This is a genomic window from Kibdelosporangium phytohabitans (assembly GCF_001302585.1).
GTDB classification, from domain to species: domain Bacteria; phylum Actinomycetota; class Actinomycetes; order Mycobacteriales; family Pseudonocardiaceae; genus Kibdelosporangium; species Kibdelosporangium phytohabitans.
Genome location: NZ_CP012752.1, coordinates 11,690,691 through 11,709,205 on the forward strand (window position 1 = coordinate 11,690,691; position 18,515 = coordinate 11,709,205).

Consider the following 18,515-nt stretch of genomic DNA (forward strand, 5'->3'; position numbering starts at 1 on the left):
ATCCACGTAGCATCTCGCGCGTGCAGCCCGACGAAACCGGTGACACCGACTCGCTCGACCCGACCGAGCGAGTCGCTCCCACCAGAACCGGACCGCTGGCCAAGGGCGCGGCGGCCGTCATCGGTGGTCCGCTCGGGCAGCACGCGCAGGTGGGCAGGCAGTGGTTCTGGACGCCGCTGCGGATCGCGTTCCTCGTCGGCGTGTTCGCGCTGACGCTGAGCTGGTTCGGCAAGGTCGGCTGCATCCAGCAGTACACCAACGAGCAGGGCCAGTTCGAGCTCGACTGGCGCACGGCCCGGCCGTACATCGCGATGTGCTACTCGGACGTCGTCCCGCTCTACACCGCCGAGCAGCTCGACAAGCCGGACACGTTCCCGTACAGGACGAGCTGGATCGACGACGAGGGCAAGCCGACCCAGCAGACCCGTTACATGGAGTACCCGGTGATCACCGGGTTGTTCCAGTGGGTCAACGCGAAGCTCACCGCGGGCTGGCTCGACATGGGGCTGGCCAGCGCGCTGCCGGTCGCGATCTACTTCAACATCACGGCCTTCTGGCTGGCCCTGGCGTGGCTCGTCACGGTGTGGGCGACCATGCGGACGGCCCGTCGACGGCCGTGGGACGCGTTGCTCGTCGCCGTGTCGCCAGTGGTCGTGGTGCACGCGTTCACCAACTTCGACACGTTGGCCACGGCGGCTGCCGCGGCCGGGATCCTGGCGTGGGCACGGCGCAAACCGGTGCTCGCCGGTGTCCTGATCGGTCTGGGCGGCGCGGCGAAGTTCTACCCCTTGTTCTTCCTCGGCGCGTTGTTCGTGCTCTGTCTGAGAGCCGGGAAATTGCGCGAGTGGCAACGGGCGACCGTCGCCGCGCTCGGCACATGGCTCGCGGTGAACGCGCCGATCGCGTGGCAGTACCCCGCGGGCTGGTGGGAGTTCTTCCGGCGCAACACCGCGCGGGCGGCCGACACCGACTCCATCTACAACGTGATCTCCGGGTTCACCGGCTGGCCAGGGTTCGACGGCGAACTCGGGCCGTGGCAGACGCCGACCGTGTTGAACACGCTGACCGCGGTCCTGTTCCTGATCGCGTGCGCGGCGGTGGGGTGGATGGCGTTGTCCGCACCGACCCGGCCGCGGCTGGCGCAGCTGGGGTTCCTGCTCGTCGCCTCGTTCCTGTTGATCAACAAGGTGTGGAGCCCGCAGTACTCGCTGTGGCTCGTGCCGCTGGCCGTGCTCGCCCTGCCGCGGTGGAAGATCCTGCTGGCGTGGATGACCGTCGACGCGTTCGTCTGGGCGCCGCGGATGATGTACTACCTCGGCACCGACCACAAAGGCCTGCCGGTCGAGTGGTTCCTCGGCGCGGTGCTCGTCCGCGATGTCGTGGTGATCGCCCTGTGCGCGCTGGTGATCTACGAGATCTACCACCCGGAACGCGACCTGGTCCGCAAGTCCGGTGACGACGACCCCGCCGGTGGCGTGCTCGACGGGGCCGCCGACAGGTTCCTGCTCAGAGCAGGCCGAGCGGCACCGCTTCGCCCATAGCCCGCAGCCCGGCGTCGTTCGGGTGCAGGTGGTCGCCGGTGTCGTACTCCGGTTTGATCCGCAGCGGGTCCCGCGGGTCGCGGACCGCCGCGTCGAAGTCGACCACGCCGTCGAACGCGCCGCCGGCGCGGATGAACGTGTTCACGGCCTGGCGGGTGGCTTCGAGCGTCTCGGTCCACACGCCCCAGCCCTTGAAGGGCGTGATCGTGCCACCGACCACGCGGATGCCCCGTGCTTTGGCTTGCGCGAGGATCTGCCTGTAGGCGGCGATGAGCTGCGCCGGGTCGGTCTGGTGCGGGGTCTGCTGGATGTCGTTGATGCCTTCCAGCACGATCAACGTCCGTACCCCGCCGAGGCTCAGCACGTCCTCGTCCAGCCGGGCCAGCGCGTTGCGGCCGAACCCGCCGCCGTCGAGCAGCAGCCTGTTGCCGCTGATCCCGGCGTTGAGCACGCCGAGCCTGCGCTGCGAGGTCTTCAGGCGATCGGCCAGCACGTCCGGCCAGCGCCGGTTGGTCCCCGCTGTCGAGCCGACGCCGTCGGTGATCGAGTCGCCGAGCGTGACCACCGACGCGGACGCGGGTGAGCCCTGCACGTCGACTCCGCTGACGTAGTGCCAGACGTGGGTCTGCTCGTTGTACGGCGTGCCCGACTCGTCGGTGGTGAAGTTGCCGGTGCGGTTGAAGAACGAGGTCTGCAGCGCGGCCGGGTGGTAGGTGACCGGGCCGGACGGCGTCGGTACGTAGGTCGTGACGAGCAGGTCCGAGTCCTCGGGCACGCGCAGCACCGCGGGATCGGTCAGCACTTCGGCGCCCGGTGGCACGGTCACCGTCTGCGACCCGCCGAACTTCAGGGTGCGCACGCTGCCGGGCACCGCGCGCGGGCTGTTCGGCTCGGCCGCGACAGCCACCGTGACCTGGCCGAACTGCAAGGGTTTCGCGCCGAACGCGTTCGACAGCCGCACCCGCACGACACCGCCGCCGACGCTGGTGTGCACCACGTTGCGGATGGAGAAGTTCGGGTAGCCGTCGTCGGTGTTCGCCACGCCTGTCGCGGGCGAGGCGGCCCACGTGCCGATCCACCCACCCGGAGTCTGGGCGCCACTGGACGTGGCCACCAGGCCGATCGTCGCGGCGGCCACCATGCCCGCAGCCAGCAGTCGTCTCATCCGATCAACGTGCTCGCTGCGATGATCTCCGGTCCACCGCCGATCGGCTGACAATCCGCGGCTGAGCGGACAGCGGCGCTAACCGAGCGTGGCCGGTCTGGGTACGCCGGGCAGGAACTCCGGCACCGGATCATCGTCCACAGTGGACTTGGCGTTCAGGAACCCGATGAACAGCCCGACCAGCAGCGCCGCCCGGCCCCACACGCCGATCATCACCATCTGCGCGGTGAAACCGTCGTAGATCGTGGTCGCCTTGTTGACGTCGATCGCGTGGTACCACGTGAAGATCCCGACTCCCATCGCGAAGTCCGCGATGTAGTACGAGATCGCCCAGCCGATGTGCACCCGCAGCAGAACGAACATCGGCACCAGCCACAGCGTGTACTGCGGCGAGTGGACCTTGTGCAGCAGCAGGAACCCGCACAGCATCGCGGCCGACACCGCGATCCACGGGTACGTCCCGTCCTTGCGGTACCGCCGCCAGCCCAGGTACAGCGCCAGCGCGAACGAGGCGAGCACCAGCAACGGCGACCACAACGTGACCATGTCCTGGAACTCGACGTTCTTCGGGTCCGACTCCGGCCGGAAACCCCAGAACCAGAACGAGTTCGTGGTGATGTCGGCCTGCCGAAGGCCCTGGAAGGTGAACGACGCCTTCCAGCCCTCGAACCCGGCGAGCGCGAACGGCAGGTTCACCAGCACCGCGGTCAGCAACGCGACCCACGCGACCTGGAGCATGCCCTTGACGTTGTGGCGCCTGCCTTCCGGCAGCTCCCGGCCGTCTCTGCCGCCGGTCAGCACGTACAGCATCAACGGCATCACGAAGATCGCCGGATAGAGCTTGAACGTGAACCCGAGGCCGAGCAGCACAGCCGCGAACGTCGCCCGTTCCATCAACGGCCGGTTCACCCCGGCTTTGCCCCAGCCGCGGTGCATCACGTAGACAGCGGCGACCGCGCACAGCACGACCGGCAGTTCCCAGTTGTGGAACGCGTACAACACGAGCGGTGGCCCGATCGCCCACAACAGCGCGCGCCACCTGCTGAGCTTGCCGAGCATCCACGCGGTGAGCAGGCCGAACGGCGCCATCAGGATCGCCGAGCCGAGCAGGAACCCCGCGTCGGTGCCCGCGAACAGGGCACCGAGCCAGATCACCACCCCGGTCAGCACCGGGTACTCGACCGTGCCGCCGGTCAGCTCGCCCTTGGCGTTGATCCCGCCGTGGACGTACGGGAAGACGTGCTTCTCGATGTCCCGGCCCACCCACAGGTACTGGATGTCCGAGTAGCAGGCGTCGCTGCGGGCGCGCTGCGTGTAGTCCGGTTCGCTGCGGCCCCACTTGTCGAACCGCGGGCCGGTGCACCTGTCCTTGTTGGCGAAGCCGAGCAGCAGGGTCACCCCGCACAGCAACACCATCAACGCGAGCGCGACCCGGCCGAACTGGACGGCCTTCCCGCCGGGCTGCCGCTCCGTGGATGCCGGTTCGCCCGCCTCCTGCTGGCCCACCGACTCCTCCGCCTCCTCGGACACCTGCCCCGGACGCACCACGTCCTCACCCGCCAAGCGCCTGGCGCAGGAACGCGATGTCCTCCGCCTGGCCGTCGGACGGGGTCTCGACCACGACCGGGGCCCCTGCCGCGGCGACCACCGCCGCGAGCACCTCCGGTTCGATGGTGCCAGTACTGATGTTCGCGTGCCGGTCGCGTGACGAGCCGAACTCGTCCCGCGAGTTGTTCAGGTGGACGAGATCGATCCGGCCGGTGATGGCCTTCACCCGGTCGACGATGCCGACCAGCTCCTCACCCGCGGCGAACGCGTGGCACGTGTCCAGGCAGAACCCGGCGCCGAACTCGCCGACCGCGTCCCACAGCCTGGCGAGCACGTCGAACCGGCGCGCCATGGCGTTGTCGCCGCCCGCGGTGTTCTCGATCAGGATCGGCAGCGGGAACCCGCCGTCCTTGGCCTGCCGCTCGAAGAACTTCCGCCAGTTGCCGATCCCGTCGGCCGGGTCCTCGCCCTTGGTGACGTGGCCGCCGTGCACGACCAGGCCCTTCGCACCGATCGCGGCGGCGCCCTCGGCGTGCTGCGTGACGGTCTTGCGGGAGGGGATCCGGATCCGGTTGTTCATCGACGCGATGTTCACCGGGTACGGCGAGTGCACGAAGACATCGAGGTCGGTGGCCCGAAGCGCCTCGGCCTGCGGGTGCTCAGGCGGCTTCTTCCACGACTGCGGGTCGGCGAGGAAGAACTGGACCACCTCGGCGCCACGCTCGCGCGCCGCGGCGAGCGGATCGTCGTCGCGGACATGGGCACCTATACGCATGGCCAGCGAGCGTAGTCGGCCTCCAATAGCAAACGAGCCGGTGGTAGGCCTGCCGGGGGCGCGCTACTCCACCTGGAGGAAGAACACGGGGCGTGGCCGCCCATACCGACGTGCGGGTGATTACCGGTGTTCAGCGTCACCAACTGCGCGTACGGTCGTTGGATCTCCTAGAGGCTACTCGCCGGTACGACGGAGGACTGGATATGCGACTCGCCAAACGGCTGGCCGCCGCGTTCGCGGTTGCCATCGTCGTGTTGACGAGCAGCTTGCTTGGCGGGAGCACCGCGGTCGCGGCGACTCCCGTGGTGATCGGCAGCTGCGCGGCCACTGTCCAAGGCGCTGCGGGCACCCCGATCCAGCTCAAACCGGCCGCGGTGCTCGAGCCGGTGGTGAACATCGTCAGGGCGCTCGACCCGCTGAACCTGATCACGCCGACCGTCCGGTCGGTGTTCGCGGCGCTGCCGCCCATCCCGATCGGCGCGATCCCCGTCGGCGGCGGGTACATCACCGCGGGTCAGATCGCCTCGGGCGTGATCAAGGAGCTGAACAAGATCCCGCTGGTCGGCCCGATCATCGGCGGCGTGGCCAAGGGCGTGCAGGACACGCTCGCCGGGCTGTGCGGCGTGACCGTGCAGGTCGCCAACACCGCCGCGGCGCAGGCCCAGGACACCACCGGTGCGCTGGCCAACAAGGCCAACGAGCTCGCCAGGTCGATGGCGCCCGGAGCGGGTGGCTCGAAGCCCGGCACGGGCAAGCCGCCGACGAACGGTGGTGGCCAGACCGGCAAGCCTCCGGCAGGCGGCGGCGGTGGCGGCGTCGCACCGGGCGCCCCGCCCCCGGTCCAGACCACCTTGCCCGTGATCGGCGGGTTGCCCTCCGCGCCGACGCTCTCCGGCTGGACCGGCCTGAACACCGGCCGCTCGCCGATGACCGACTACAGCACGATCCCGTTCGCCCAGGCCGGGCTGTACGCGCCGTCACCGGCCGTGCGGTACGGCTCCGGCGTGCCGGGTTACAGCCCGCAGTTCGGCATCCTCGGCGTGGACAACCCGCCCAACGACGGCGTCCAGGCCGCCGGCCACGCCGAGGCGATCGGCGGCACGTCCGGGCGCAACGACATCGACGTGTCCGTGCTGCTCGCGGTGCTCGCGCTGTCCGGTGTGACCGCGGCTCTGGTGCGGACGTGGGTTCTGCGCAAAGCTGCCGTGTAGGACCGCCCTCCATTTCCACCCCGCTCCACGCAACCGACATCTTCGCTTCGGCCCGCTTGCCAGCTGAGCCGGGGCGATATCGGGCGCGTTGCGGTGCGTAAACGACCGGCGCGACGAAGCCGTGTGTGGCGTCCTGTTACCCTTTCCTGCCGTAGACCCTCCTGCCATGGAGACACCATGGCCGCGAGTCCACAGGAGGTGAGTGGTCTTCATGCGTCATTACGAAGTAATGATCATCCTCGATCCCAGCACCGACGAGCGCAACGTGCAGCCGTCGCTGGAGAACTACCTCAACGTGATCCGCAACTCCGGCGGTTCGGTCGAGAAGGTCGAGGTCTGGGGCAAGCGCAGGCTCTCGTTCGAGATCAACAAGCACGCCGAGGGCATCTACGCGGTGCTCGACGTGAACGCCGAGCCTGACGCCGTCAAGGAAATGGACCGTCAGCTGGGCCTGTCCGAGTCGATCCTGCGCACCAAGGTGCTGCGCCGCGTCGACAAGCGTCCGGCCGCTCGGGCCTGATCTCCAACACCCTCAGCTAGGGAGCCGATATGGCAGGCGACACGATCATCACGGTGGTCGGCAACCTGACCGCCGACCCGGAACTGCGGTTCACCTCGTCCGGTGCGGCCGTTGCCAGCTTCACGGTGGCTTCGACCCCGCGCACCTTCGACCGCCAGAGCGGCGAGTGGAAGGACGGCGAGGCGCTGTTCATGCGGTGCAGCATCTGGCGCCAGGCCGCCGAGAACGTGGCCGAGTCGCTCACCCGTGGTGCACGGGTGGTGGTGACCGGCCGGCTCAAGCAGCGGTCCTACGACACCCGCGAGGGCGAGAAGCGCACCGTCATCGAGCTCGAGGTCGACGAGATCGGTCCCTCGCTGCGGTACGCGACCGCCAAGGTCAACCGTGTCAGCCGTGGTGAAGGCGGCGGCGGTGGATTCGGTGGCGGTGGCGGCGGCAACAGCGGTGGCGGTGGCGGCGGAAACCGCCAGGCACCTCCGTCCGACGACCCGTGGGGCTCCGCGCCTCCGGCGGGTGGTGGCGGCAGCGGTGGCGGCTTCTCCGACGAACCGCCTTTCTAACCCCAAGACCTCTCAGGAGTAGTTCCCGTGGCAAAGCCACCCATTCGCAAGCCGAAGAAGAAGGTCTGCGCGTTCTGCAAGAAGGACGCCGTGGACACGTTGATCGACTACAAGGACACGGCGCTGCTGCGCAAGTTCATCTCCGACCGCGGCAAGATCCGCGCTCGTCGGGTGACCGGCAACTGCAGCCAGCACCAGCGTGACGTCGCCATCGCGGTGAAGAACGCACGCGAGATGGCACTGCTGCCCTACACGTCGACCGCGCGCTGATCGGAGACTGAGAAATGAAGCTGATTCTCACCACCGATGTGAGCGGTCTCGGCGGCCCCGGCGACATCGTCGAGGTCAAGGACGGCTACGGCCGCAACTACCTGCTCCCGCGTGGCCTGGCGATCCAGTCCACCAAGGGCGCGGAGAAGAACGTCCGCACCATCCGCCGTGCGCAGGACGCCCGCCGGGTGCGCGACCTCGACCACGCCAAGGAGATCAAGGCGACCCTCGAGGGGCTCGGCGCGGTCACGCTCAAGGCGAAGGCGGCTGCCGGGTCGGGCAAGCTGTTCGGTTCGGTCACCACGGCCGACATCGTCTCGGCGATCAAGGCGGCCGGTGGCCCGCAGCTGGACAAGCGGACCGTCGAGCTGACCGGTCACATCAAGAACGTCGGCAAGCACACCGCGAGCGTCCGGCTGCACCCGGACGTGAACGTCTCGGTGAAGCTGGAAGTCACCGCCGCGAGCTGACGCGGTTTCGTCGAACCACCCTCCCTTGTCACGTGTCGGGAGGGTGGTTCTTCTATCCACAGGTTGAGTCCCTCTTTGGGGTTAACCGCCTCCCGCGACACGCCGACGACACCGTTTCACGGCGACACGCCGAGGCAGTTTCAACAAGTTCGTCCACACCTTACGCACAGCCCCTGACCTGGGCATTCGATTCTTATACCGGCAGTTGTCCCCAGCTTGCCCACAGGGCCACCCGACCCTGTGGTCAGCTTCGGTCATTCATCCACAGGTTGTCCACAACGACGGTTTGGCGACCACCGGGGACGACCTCTAGCGTGCATCGGGACACCCCCGCCACCGCTGCCTCCAGCACGCTGACAGGGGTGTAAGTTCGAACATATGAGCGAGGAGGGGCTGCCCGGTGGCGCTCACGGATGACCGGGGACCGGCACCGGCGGACAACGGCGGGTCAAGCACCCCGGCGTTCGACAGGCAGCCGCCCCAGGACCAGGCAGCGGAGCAGTCGGTGCTCGGCGGAATGATGCTGTCCAAGGACGCGATCGCCGACGTGGTCGAGGTCCTGCGGCCGGGAGACTTCTACAAACCGGCGCACCAGAACGTCTACGACTGCGTCCTCGACCTCTACAGCCGCGGTGAACCCGCCGACCCGATCACGGTGGCGGCGGAGCTGGAACGCAGGGGAGAGCTGCGCCGGATCGGCGGCGCCCCCTACCTGCACACGCTGATCGCCACGGTCCCCACAGCGGCGAACGCGGGCTACTACGCGGAGATCGTCGCGGAGAAAGCGGTCCTGCGCCGCCTGGTCGAAGCGGGAACCCGGATCGTCCAGCTCGGCTACGCCGGCCAGGACGGCAGCGACATCAACGAGATCGTCGACCGGGCCCAGTCGGCGATCTACGAGGTCACCGAACGCAGGACGACGGAAGACTACGTGGCGCTGGAGGAACTGCTCCAGCCCACGATGGACGAGATCGACGCGATCGCCTCCCGCGGCGGCTCGTCGCTGGGTGTGCCCACCGGCTTCGCCGACTTCGACGACCTCACCAACGGCCTGCACCCCGGTCAGATGATCATCGTCGCCGCCCGTCCCGGTGTGGGCAAGGCACTGGCGCTGGACACCCCGCTGCCGACGCCGACCGGCTGGACCACCATGGGCGATGTCCAGGTCGGCGACCGCTTGATCGACGCCTCCGGCAAACCGACCACAGTGGTCGCCGCGACAGACGTGCTGCACAACCGCCCGTGCTACGAGGTCGAGTTCTCCGACGGCACCGTGATCACAGCGGACGCCGAACACCAATGGCTGACGGACACGCGCGTTTCCCGCGGGGACCGCAAGGTCCCAGCGGACATCCGCACGACCCGGGAACTGGCGGACGCGGTTGGCCGCGCGAGCGCCGACGGCCGCGCCGATCACTCCGTGACCAACACCCGGCCGCTCGACCTGCCGGAACGTGATCTCCTGCTGCCGCCGTACGTCCTCGGTGCGTGGCTGGGCGACGGCCACCCGGCCGCGGCTCGGTTCACGGCGGCGGACCCGGAGATCATCTGGTACATCGAGCGCGAGGGCATCGACGCGTTCCCGCGCGGCAACATGCTCTACCAACTCCGCGTACCCGACACGCACGAGGTCGACGACGGGCGCGGCAAACCGTTCACCGTCGACGCGATGTTGCGGTCCATCGGAGTGCTCGACAACAAACACATTCCAGCCGAGTACCTGCGTGCCTCGGTGTCGCAGCGACGCGCGCTGCTGGCAGGGCTGCTCGACACTGGTGGCACTGTGACCGCAAGCGGGTCGGTGCGGTTCACTTCGACCAGCCGTGCACTGGCGCAGGGCGCGCACGAGTTGATCACCAGCCTCGGCTACCGGTGCGGGATGACGACCAAGCGCGTCAAGGGCCGGACAGCGCAGACGCCGACCTGTTTCGTTCTGACCTTCACCACGCAGGACAGGGTCTTCTGGCTGGAGCGCAAGCACCTGCTGCACAAAGAACTGCTGGCAGGACGGCCGCAGCAGCCGAGGGTGCGGTACATAACGGGCGTGCGAGCGGTCGTGAGTGTGCCGGTGCGGTGCGTCGAAGTCGACAACGCCGACCACTTGTACCTGGCGGGCCGCTCGATGATCCCCACGCACAACTCGACGCTGGGACTGGACTGGGCGCGGTCGGCGTCGATCAAGCACGGGATGTCCAGCGTCATCTTCTCGCTGGAAATGAGCAAGACCGAGATCGTCATGCGCATGTTGTCCGCCGAGGCGAAGATCCGGCTGGCGGACATGCGTGGTGGGCGGATGACCGACGACGACTGGACGCGGCTGGCGCGGCGGATGAGTGAGATCTCCGAGGCGCCGCTGTTCGTCGACGACTCGCCGAACATGACGATGATGGAGATCCGGGCGAAGGCGCGGCGGCTCAAGCAGCGCAACGACCTGAAGCTCATCGTGCTCGACTACATGCAGCTGATGACGTCGGGTAAACGGGTGGAGAGCCGTCAGCAGGAAGTCTCGGAGTTCTCCCGGTCCCTGAAGCTGCTGGCCAAGGAGCTCGAGGTTCCCGTCGTCGCGATGAGTCAGCTCAACCGTGGTCCCGAACAACGAACCGACAAGCGCCCGATGCTCGCTGACCTGCGTGAGTCCGGCTCGCTGGAGCAGGACGCGGACATGGTTGTGCTCATCCACCGCCCGGACGCGTGGGAACGGGACGATCCTCGTGCCGGTGAGGCTGACCTGATCATCGCCAAGCACCGTGCCGGTCCGACGGCCACCATCACCGTCGCCCACCAGCTGCACTACTCGAAGTTCGCGGACCTCGCACAGGCCTGACCGGCGCGTCCGCCTGAATCCCCGAACGCTCCTGTCGTTGTCGCGTGTCGGCAGGTCGCCGGGCAAAGTGCTCAGCAGGTGAGCACTTTGCCCGCGACGCTGAACTCATCGACGACGAACCAAGGAGCACCATGTCGCAGGCAACGGCCACCGTCTCGCAGCTCGCCAACGGCGACCCCACTCTCCACGCCACGACCGCGGCGGACTGGCGCGCCTGGCTCGAGGAGCACGCCGCCTCGCAGCGCGCCATCTGGCTGGTCATCTACCACAAGCGCAGTCCCACTCCGAGCGTTCTCGTCCCCGAGGCGGTCGAGCAGGCCCTGTGCTTCGGCTGGATCGACAGCCACGCCAGAAAACGCGACGCCGAGAGCTTCTACCTCCGCTTCACCCCGCGCCGCCCGCGCAGCAACTGGAGCCAGATCAACCGCGCCCGCGCGGAGAACCTCATCGCCGCGGACCTCATGCGCCCCGCCGGCCAGGCCCAGATCGACCTGGCGAAGCAGACCGGGCGCTGGCCCGCACCGCCCGCGCAGTAGCGACCGCTTCGGCATCTGACGCTGGCCCCTTGGTGTGGCTCTAGCGTTGGGTGAGTACTCGCGGGCCGTCTTCGGTGATGGCGATCGTGTGCTCGGAGTGGGCGGTGCGTGAGCCGTCGGCTGAGCGGATGGTCCAGCCGTCGGGGTCGAAGACGATCTCGTCGGTGGTGCGGGCGAACCAGGGTTCGAGTGCGAGGGTCATGCCCGCCCGGAGTTTCAGGCCCCGGCCCGCGCGGCCCTTGTTGGCGACGTGGGGGTCCTCGTGCATCGTCCGCCCGATTCCGTGGCCGCCGAACTCCGTGTTGACCGGGTAGCCGTGGGCGATGGCGACTGCTTCGATCGCTGCCGAGATGTCGCCGAGGCGGTTTCCTGGTCGTGCGGCATCGATGCCCGCGGTGAGCGCTTCCTCGGTCGCGCGGAGGAGTCGCAGGTCTTCGTCGGCCGCTGCGCCGACGATGACGGTGCGGGCGGAGTCCGCGACCCAGCCGTCGATGCCGACTGCGAGATCCATGCTGAGGATGTCGCCGTCGCGCAGCGCGTAGTCGTGGGGCATGCCGTGGAGCACCGCGTCGTTCACCGACAGGCAGGTGACGTTGCGGAAGGGGCCGTTGCCGAAGGAGGGGGCGTAGTCCCAGTAGCAGGATTGCGCTCCGCGTTCGCTGATCCGGTTGCGGACGTGGTGTTCCAGGTCGAGCAGGTTGACGCCCACGTCGGCGAGGTCGCCGAGTTCGGACAGGATGTGTCCGACGAACCGCCCCGCGGTGCGCATCCGCTCGATCTCCGCTGGCGACTTCAACTCGATCATGGTCCCTCACTCGCCGTACGCCGGTATAATAATACCACCGTAGCATGCTCGGTATTAAAATACCGCCCGGTGTGGTGCCGGGCCGGCCTGCTTCACCGTGCGCAGGACCGGCGATGTCTCGATGCGGGTGATCGCCGGCAGGGCCAGCCTGTGCACCAGGTACTCGTGCAAGGCCTGCGGACTCGGGCACAACGCGGTCGCCAGCAGGTTGGTCGGGCCGGTCGTGGCGGCCACGACAGCGAGTTCACCGTGCTGGGCCAGGGTTCGCCCGACCTGGTCGGCCTGCGCCGGGGGCACGGACATCCACAGCATCACCTTGGTTTGCCCGCCGGGCAGTTCGGCGTCGAGGTCCACGTCGAAGAACACGGCTCCGCCCGACCGCAGCTCAGCCAGGCGACGGGCCACTGTGGACTGCGACCAGCCGGTTGCCTCGGCGAGTGCCGCGTAGCCCGCGCGACCGTCGTGCAGCAACACTGCGAGCAACCGCTGTTCACCGGGACCCAGGTCCACTCCTGGGCCGGTCGGTGCCGGCGGGCTGAGCGCGGCGATCTGGTCCTCGGTGAGCGCGGCCGTGCGCCCGTGCCAGGTGGTCGGGCCGCCGAGGTACATGTGCAGGATGCAGTGCGCCGACACCGCAGTGACACTCGCGGTGCGCGGGATGTCGCGCAACAGCAACGAGTGCGGTTGGTCGGCGCCGGGCAGCGCGCGGACGATCGCGGAGATCTCGGTGCCGCCGGAGGTCAGCTGCACCCACGACGTGTCCGGTCGACGGGCCAAGGCGTGCGCGATGTCCTGCGCACTGGCCGCGCCAGCGGTGAGCCGCACGATCCACTGCTGGTACCCGTCGAGGTTCGGGGCCGGCAGGCCGATCACCCGCAACCCGGCCTCGGCTCGCATCCGCTGGTAGCGCCGTGTCACCGTCTGCGCCGAGGTGCCGAGCACGTCGGCCAGCTTGCTGAACGGCACCCGGCCGTCGATGTGCAGAGCGTGCGTCAGCGCACGGTCCAGGTCATCGAGCATGGCTGATATCTCCACATCACAACACCAGATGGCAGTTTCTTGCATGCGGACGCTGGTTGTTATCGATTTCGCTTCACGATCCTGAGACTAGCCGTCGGGATCCACCGATGGAGAGGACGACATGGACTACCGGTGGCGCTGGATCGGACTGGCGGCCGTGCTGGTCGCCGAAGCGATGAACATGCTGGACAGCACGATCGTGCAGGTCGCGGCCCCGGCCATGCACAACGAACTGGGCGGTTCGGCCTCGCAGGTGCAGTGGTACACCGCCGCGTACACGTTGCCCTTCGCGTTGCTGCTTATCACCGGCGGACGGTTGGGCGACATCGCCGGGCGGCGGCGGATCTTCCAACTGGGTGTCGCCGTGTTCGCGGCGGCGTCGGCCGTGTGCGCGGTGGCGCACGCCCCATGGCTGCTGATCGCCGCTCGCGCGGTGCAGGGGGCCGCTGCGGCTTTGGTCATCCCGCAGACTTTCGGCCTGGTCAAAGCGATGTTCCAGGGCGCGGAGCTGAGCAAGGCGCTGGGCAGCATCGGGCCGGTGATGGGACTGGCCGCGGTGTGCGGGCCGGTGGCCGGTGGGTTGCTCACCCAGGGACTGTCGTGGCACGCGGTGTTCCTGATCAACTTGCCGCTGTCGGCCGCGGTGCTCGCGGTCAGTCCGCTGATCACGGAAGACCGTGCGCCGCAACGGCCGAAGCTGGATCTGCCCGGCACGGCGTTGGCCGCGGTGGGCAGCGGGCTCGTGGTGTACCCGCTGATCGAGACCGACAGGGACGGCTGGCTCGTACCACCGTGGCTGGTGGTCGTCGCGGGGCTCGCCGTCCTGGCGCTGTTCGCGGTTCAGCAACGGCGTGGTTCGCTGATCGAGTCGAGTTTGTTCGCCGGGCGCGGTTTCCCGGCCGCGTTGGTGACGTCCACATTGTTCTTCGCTGTACTCACCGGGTTGATGCTCGTGTTGGTGTTGCACATGCAGTTGAGCCAAGGGATGGACGCACGCACGGCCGGGTTGGCCATGGTGCCGTGGTCGGTCGGTATGGGCGTGGCTTCATGGGCGGCCGGGGCGTACTTCGTGCCGCGATATGGGCACCGGGTGCTGTTCGTCGGGGCTGGTGTGATGGTGACGGGTGTGCTGCTACTCGGGTTGCCGCAGCCGGTTTCCTTGGTGGCGCTCGCGATCGGCGGTTGCGGCGCCGGGTTGTTCACGACACCGTTCTTCACGTTGGCGCTCAGGGACATCAGCCCGCAGGAGGCCGGTTCGGCGGCGGGTCTGCTCAATGCGGTGCAGCAACTGGGAAGCACTCTCGGCGTCGGCCTGTTGGGAAGTGTGTTCCTCGGAACGGGCTTCCCCGCGGTGCAATGGGTTGCTGTCGGAGCGCTGGTGGCCACGGCTGGATCCGCCAGGCTGATGAGGCTCCGGGTGTTCGCTGTGCCCAGCACAGTCAAGGCATGCGAACGGTAGGAGTCATACGTCTTTGACCGCTTGCAAGGTGTACGAGCAGGCGACACGACTCGGGTTCTCGGTGAAGCTCCACTCGCCGGTCGCCGGATCCAAGGTCATGTGACCGGGTACGGCGTGCCACGGCACGCTGTCGTGTTCGACGAACTGGGTCAAGCGCATGCCGTTGTCCAACAAGGCAGTGATGATCTCGGCCATCCCGTGGTTCCAGCTGTGGGACAAGCCGTTCTTGAAGCTCACGTCGGTCGCGACGTACGTGCCGGCCTCGTCGAAGACCATGGGTTCGGGCTGTTCGAAGTACGAGTAGTGCGGGTACGGGACCGGCGCGGTTTCGTCGATGCCCCACAGCATCGGGTGGGCCTCGCGGATGAACAGCCTGCCGCCGGGCCGCAGCAGCGACGCGACCACCCGTGCCCACCGGGAAGCCGACGGCAGCCAGCACAAGGCGCCGATCCCGGTGTAGACGAGGTCGAAGGACTCCGCGCCGAGCACGTCTGCCGCGTCGTGGACATCGGCTTCGTGGAAGGGGATCTCCGCACCGGCCGACTCGGCGAGCTTGCGGGCTTCGGCCACTGCCGCGCCGGAGAAGTCCAGTCCGGTCATGTGCGCGCCCAGCCGGGCCAGCGACAGGGTGTCGGTGCCGATGTGGCACTGCAGGTGCACGCCCCGCAGGCCGTCGATCGGCCCGAGCCGCGGCTTGTCGAAGCGGACGACCGAGCTCAGGTGCGCCGGGTCGGCGAGGAACCGGGCGATGCCGTAGTCGGGGGACGCGGCGTGGGCGGGCGCCCGCTCGTCCCAGCGTGCCTTGTTGATCGCCACCGAGTCCATGCCGGCAAGGATGGCCGCTGGGCGCCGGGCGCCACAACTCAGTATTCGTCGTGGTGGCGCAGCCAGGACATGACAGAGGCCTGTGGCCATCCTTCGAGCGAGTCCTCGTGCACTTCCTGTCGCCCGAAAGCCGTGAGGTCGAGGTAGTTGTACGTGCCCACCACGGTTTCGGCGCCGCGGGCGTAGGTCGAGTACGCGTGGAAGACCCGTGATCCGTCACGGACGAACGTGCTCAGCCCGTGTGCTTCCCCGGACGAGTCCGCCGGCAGCGGCTGGTAGTTGTAGACGGGCGGTTTGACGGCCGGGTCGAGTGACACGTCGAAGTCGTAGTTGAAGTCGCTGCCGTGCGAGGACACCATCGGTACGTCCCAGCCCATCCGCTTGCGGAACACCTCGACCTCGGCGAACGGTCCACGTGTGACAGTCGCGAACGAGGTGTCCCTGGCGTGCAGGTGCGCGAGGTGGCCGACGTTGTCGAGCACGAACGAACAGCTCGGGCACCCGTCGTTCTGGTCGAATCGCCACATGAAGTGGTAGACGACCAGCTGGCGGCGGCCCTCGAACAGGTCGAGCAGACGCACTGTGCCCGACGGGCCCTCGAACGCGTAGTCCTCGGTGATCTCGACCATCGGCAGCCTGCGGCGCTGCGCGGCGACCGCGTCACGGGCGGCTGTGAGTTCCTTTTCCTTGGTCAGCAACGCTCGGCGGGCGGTCAGCCACTCGTCGCGGCTGACGATCGGCGGCATGGTCATTTCGGCTCCACATAGGTCGCGAGGCTGTCGAACGCGCTGGTCCAGCCTTCGTACACGCTGTCACGCAGGTCGTCCGGCAGGCCGGTGAGCTGGAAGTTCATGGTGGTCTTGCCGCCGCACTCGGTCAGCGTGACCGTGACGAGCGCCTGGCGGTTCGGGTCGTCCGGTTCTCCCCAGGTGAACACGAGGCGTTGCGGGGCAACGACTTCGTGGTACGTCCCGCCCTGCGGGTACTCGGTGCCGTCGTCGTCCTTGATCATCGTCGCGCGCCAGGTGCCGCCTGGGCGGACGTCCATCGAGATGGTCGACAACGGGGTGGTCAGCCCGACCGGGCCGTACCAGCCCGCCATGTACTCGGGTTTCGTCCACGTCTCGAAGACCAGGTCGCGTGGCGCGTCGAAGACCCGGGTGATCCTCATGTCAACCATCGGGTTGTCCCTTCTGCAGGTCCTTGAGCAGGTCGTCCATCCGGTCGAAGCTGCTTTCCCAGAACTGCTTGTAGTCGCCGACCCAGTCGGCGACGGCCTTCAGCGGCTCGGCGTCGAGCCGGCACGGCCGCCACTGCGCGGACCGGCCGCGCATGATCAGTCCGGCTTTCTCCAGCACTTTCAGGTGTTTGGAGACCGCGGGCAGGCTCATCGCGAACGGTTGCGCCAGCTCGGTCACGCCGGCTTCGCCCTTGGCCAGCCTGGCGAGGATCGCCCGGCGGGTCGGGTCGGCCAACGCCGCGAACGTGCTGCTCAGCTGATCGACCATGCCACCTGCTAAACCGTCTGGTTAATTAACTGACTGGTTCACCATAGCCGCGTTGTCAAGGCGGTCGACGAACGAGGTGAGCAGCCGGGCGAAGGTGGCACGGCTGCGCGAGCGAGTAGCGACAAACGCCTCCGCGCTGGTGTAGCCTGGTTGTTGAAGATTCAACCTTCAGGAGGCGCCCGATGAGCACGATGCCCGTGCTGTACCTCAGCCACGGCGCGCCACCGCTGGCCGACGATCCGCTCTGGACCAGGCAACTCGCGCGGTGGTCGGCGGAGCTGCCGGAGCCGGCCGCGATCCTCGTGGTGTCGGCGCACTGGGAAGAGGCCCCGCTGACCATCGGGGCCACCACGACCCAACCGCTGGTCTACGACTTCTGGGGCTTCCCGGACCGCTTCTACGAGGTCGAGTACGCGGCGCCGGGTGCGCCCGGCCTGGCCGCCATGGTCCGCAAACTGGTCCAGTCGCCCGAAACCCCCGTTCGGGACGAGCCGGCCCGCGGGCTCGACCACGGCGCGTACGTCCCGCTGGTGGAGATGTACCCCGAAGCGGACGTTCCCGTGCTGCAGATCTCGATGCCGACGCTGGACCCGGCCGGCCTGCTCGAACTCGGCCGCAAACTTGCGCCGCTGCGGGACGAAGGTGTGCTGATCATCGGCAGCGGCTTCTTCACCCACAACCTCAGCGGCCTGAACATGGCCGCGGGCACCGACGTCACCCCGCCGCAGTGGTCGAGCGAGTTCGACCAGTGGGGCAGGGAAGCCCTGACCGAGCGGGATTTCGACGCGCTGCTCGACTTCGGCAACAAGGCGCCCGCCGCCCGGCTGGCCCACCCGCGCACCGAGCACTTCGCGCCGCTGTTCGTCGCGCTCGGCGCCAGCATCGACCGCAACGAGCACGCGGACACGACCATCGACGGCTACTGGTACGGCCTGTCGAAGCGGTCGCTGCAATTCGATTGAGGAACTCACCGGGCGCGGTGCTTGAGTGTCCTTGTTGGACGGTGAAGACTCTGGCCCATGCGTGCGCCGGAACTCATTGTGGGAGTGTTGCGCGGCAAAGGCTTGCTTGACCCCCATACCGGGCTGCCGTGCCGAGAACTGCTGATCGACCGCCTCGGCCTGGCGCTGACCCGCGTCAGAACACACGGCACGCTCGTGAGTCTCGTGCTCGTGCCGGGGGACGCGGAGGTGGCCGTCCAGTTGCGACAGACAATGCGCGACGACCACACGGTGGCCCAGTACGAACCCGACCTGGTCGCGATCGTCGCCGAACACCCGCACGGTGACGCGAAGCCGATCGTCGAGCGCGTCCGAACCGTCACGAACGCCAGAACCGGTTGGTACACAAGCGATGGCAACGCCCGCGTGCACGAGGTGCTGTTCCGCGCCGAAGCCGCCCTGATCTGACGCGAACACACAAAAAACGGGCCCGGGAGCTGCGTTGCTCCCAGGCCCGTTCAGGGCAACCGGCTGGCC

General features: G+C 68.2%; 20 protein-coding genes. 11 read left to right on the forward strand and 9 right to left on the reverse strand.

The genetic code is table 11. The features are described from left to right. Positions 1-11 precede the first annotated feature (11 nt). Positions 12-1,541 (forward strand): glycosyltransferase family 87 protein, encoded by a 1,530-nt coding sequence (locus AOZ06_RS52645; protein ID WP_054296250.1) that lies wholly within the window; start codon positions 12-14, stop codon positions 1,539-1,541. On the opposite strand, the gene AOZ06_RS52650 is transcribed toward AOZ06_RS52645, so the two are convergent. From AOZ06_RS52650 to AOZ06_RS52660, 3 genes are all read right to left on the reverse strand, one after another. Then, a complete protein-coding gene (locus AOZ06_RS52650; protein WP_054296251.1) occupies positions 1,507-2,706 on the reverse strand; it encodes an SGNH/GDSL hydrolase family protein in 1,200 nt (399 codons plus the stop codon). The two genes, AOZ06_RS52645 and AOZ06_RS52650, sit on opposite strands and share 35 nt — an antisense overlap. 78 nt (positions 2,707-2,784) lie before the next feature. Further along, positions 2,785-4,122, reverse strand: a complete 1,338-nt coding sequence (locus tag AOZ06_RS52655; protein WP_054297568.1) for a glycosyltransferase family 87 protein — start codon at positions 4,120-4,122, stop codon at positions 2,785-2,787. A 136-nt stretch (positions 4,123-4,258) separates the two neighbouring features. After that, the gene (locus AOZ06_RS52660) at positions 4,259-5,029 is read right to left on the reverse strand and encodes a deoxyribonuclease IV (RefSeq protein ID WP_054296252.1); all 771 of its coding nucleotides are present in this window, start codon (positions 5,027-5,029) and stop codon (positions 4,259-4,261) included. Positions 5,030-5,232: 203 nt separating this feature from the next. Between AOZ06_RS52660 and AOZ06_RS57535 the strand changes: the two genes are divergently transcribed. From AOZ06_RS57535 to AOZ06_RS52695, 7 genes are all read left to right on the forward strand, one after another. Next, positions 5,233-6,240 (forward strand): hypothetical protein, encoded by a 1,008-nt coding sequence (locus AOZ06_RS57535; RefSeq protein ID WP_063810270.1) that lies wholly within the window; start codon positions 5,233-5,235, stop codon positions 6,238-6,240. Between the two features lie 211 nt (positions 6,241-6,451). Continuing rightward, positions 6,452-6,760, forward strand: coding sequence for a 30S ribosomal protein S6 (gene rpsF, locus AOZ06_RS52670; protein ID WP_076993701.1), 309 nt, complete (start codon positions 6,452-6,454; stop codon positions 6,758-6,760). Positions 6,761-6,789: 29 nt separating this feature from the next. After that, positions 6,790-7,320 (forward strand): single-stranded DNA-binding protein, encoded by a 531-nt coding sequence (locus tag AOZ06_RS52675; RefSeq protein ID WP_054296254.1) that lies wholly within the window; start codon positions 6,790-6,792, stop codon positions 7,318-7,320. Positions 7,321-7,347: 27 nt separating this feature from the next. Then, positions 7,348-7,590 (forward strand): 30S ribosomal protein S18, encoded by a 243-nt coding sequence (rpsR, locus tag AOZ06_RS52680; protein ID WP_054296255.1) that lies wholly within the window; start codon positions 7,348-7,350, stop codon positions 7,588-7,590. A 14-nt stretch (positions 7,591-7,604) separates the two neighbouring features. Continuing rightward, the gene (gene rplI / locus AOZ06_RS52685; RefSeq protein ID WP_054296256.1) at positions 7,605-8,060 is read left to right on the forward strand and encodes a 50S ribosomal protein L9; all 456 of its coding nucleotides are present in this window, start codon (positions 7,605-7,607) and stop codon (positions 8,058-8,060) included. Positions 8,061-8,460: 400 nt separating this feature from the next. Further along, positions 8,461-10,884, forward strand: a complete 2,424-nt coding sequence (gene dnaB / locus AOZ06_RS52690; protein ID WP_054296257.1) for a replicative DNA helicase — start codon at positions 8,461-8,463, stop codon at positions 10,882-10,884. Between the two features lie 131 nt (positions 10,885-11,015). Then, on the forward strand, positions 11,016-11,420 hold the full coding sequence (locus AOZ06_RS52695) for a YdeI/OmpD-associated family protein (RefSeq protein ID WP_054296258.1): 405 nt from the start codon (positions 11,016-11,018) through the stop codon (positions 11,418-11,420). 40 nt (positions 11,421-11,460) lie between these two features. Here AOZ06_RS52695 and map read toward each other — a convergent pair whose 3' ends face one another. Both map and AOZ06_RS52705 read right to left on the reverse strand, forming a co-directional pair. Then, positions 11,461-12,225, reverse strand: a complete 765-nt coding sequence (map, locus tag AOZ06_RS52700; RefSeq protein ID WP_054296259.1) for a type I methionyl aminopeptidase — start codon at positions 12,223-12,225, stop codon at positions 11,461-11,463. 54 nt (positions 12,226-12,279) lie between these two features. Beyond that, positions 12,280-13,245, reverse strand: coding sequence for an Lrp/AsnC family transcriptional regulator (locus tag AOZ06_RS52705; protein ID WP_054296260.1), 966 nt, complete (start codon positions 13,243-13,245; stop codon positions 12,280-12,282). Positions 13,246-13,366: 121 nt separating this feature from the next. Between AOZ06_RS52705 and AOZ06_RS52710 the strand changes: the two genes are divergently transcribed. Continuing rightward, positions 13,367-14,704 carry an MFS transporter gene (locus AOZ06_RS52710; RefSeq protein ID WP_054296261.1) on the forward strand — a complete coding sequence of 446 codons (1,338 nt, stop codon included), beginning with the start codon at positions 13,367-13,369 and terminating at the stop codon, positions 14,702-14,704. Between the two features lie 3 nt (positions 14,705-14,707). Here AOZ06_RS52710 and AOZ06_RS52715 read toward each other — a convergent pair whose 3' ends face one another. Genes AOZ06_RS52715 through AOZ06_RS52730 form a run of 4 tightly spaced genes read right to left on the reverse strand, consistent with a single transcriptional unit; the run spans position 14,708 to position 17,037 of the window. Continuing rightward, entirely contained in the window at positions 14,708-15,529 is an 822-nt protein-coding gene (locus AOZ06_RS52715; protein WP_054296262.1) for a class I SAM-dependent methyltransferase, read from the reverse strand. A 38-nt stretch (positions 15,530-15,567) separates the two neighbouring features. Then, entirely contained in the window at positions 15,568-16,281 is a 714-nt protein-coding gene (locus tag AOZ06_RS52720; protein WP_054296263.1) for a DUF899 domain-containing protein, read from the reverse strand. Beyond that, on the reverse strand, positions 16,278-16,709 hold the full coding sequence (locus AOZ06_RS52725; protein ID WP_054296264.1) for an SRPBCC family protein: 432 nt from the start codon (positions 16,707-16,709) through the stop codon (positions 16,278-16,280). Before AOZ06_RS52725 ends, AOZ06_RS52720 begins: the two co-directional genes overlap by 4 nt. Then, positions 16,702-17,037, reverse strand: coding sequence for an ArsR/SmtB family transcription factor (locus tag AOZ06_RS52730; RefSeq protein WP_054296265.1), 336 nt, complete (start codon positions 17,035-17,037; stop codon positions 16,702-16,704). Before AOZ06_RS52730 ends, AOZ06_RS52725 begins: the two co-directional genes overlap by 8 nt. Before the next feature lie 182 nt (positions 17,038-17,219). Here AOZ06_RS52730 and AOZ06_RS52735 point away from each other — a divergent pair, with 182 nt between their 5' ends. After that, positions 17,220-17,999: a dioxygenase family protein gene (locus AOZ06_RS52735; protein WP_054296266.1), complete on the forward strand. Its 780-nt coding sequence runs from the start codon at positions 17,220-17,222 to the stop codon at positions 17,997-17,999. A gap of 57 nt (positions 18,000-18,056) precedes the next feature. Continuing rightward, positions 18,057-18,446, forward strand: coding sequence for a nucleotidyl cyclase domain-containing protein (locus tag AOZ06_RS52740; protein WP_054296267.1), 390 nt, complete (start codon positions 18,057-18,059; stop codon positions 18,444-18,446). The last annotated feature ends 69 nt before the right edge of the window (positions 18,447-18,515 follow it).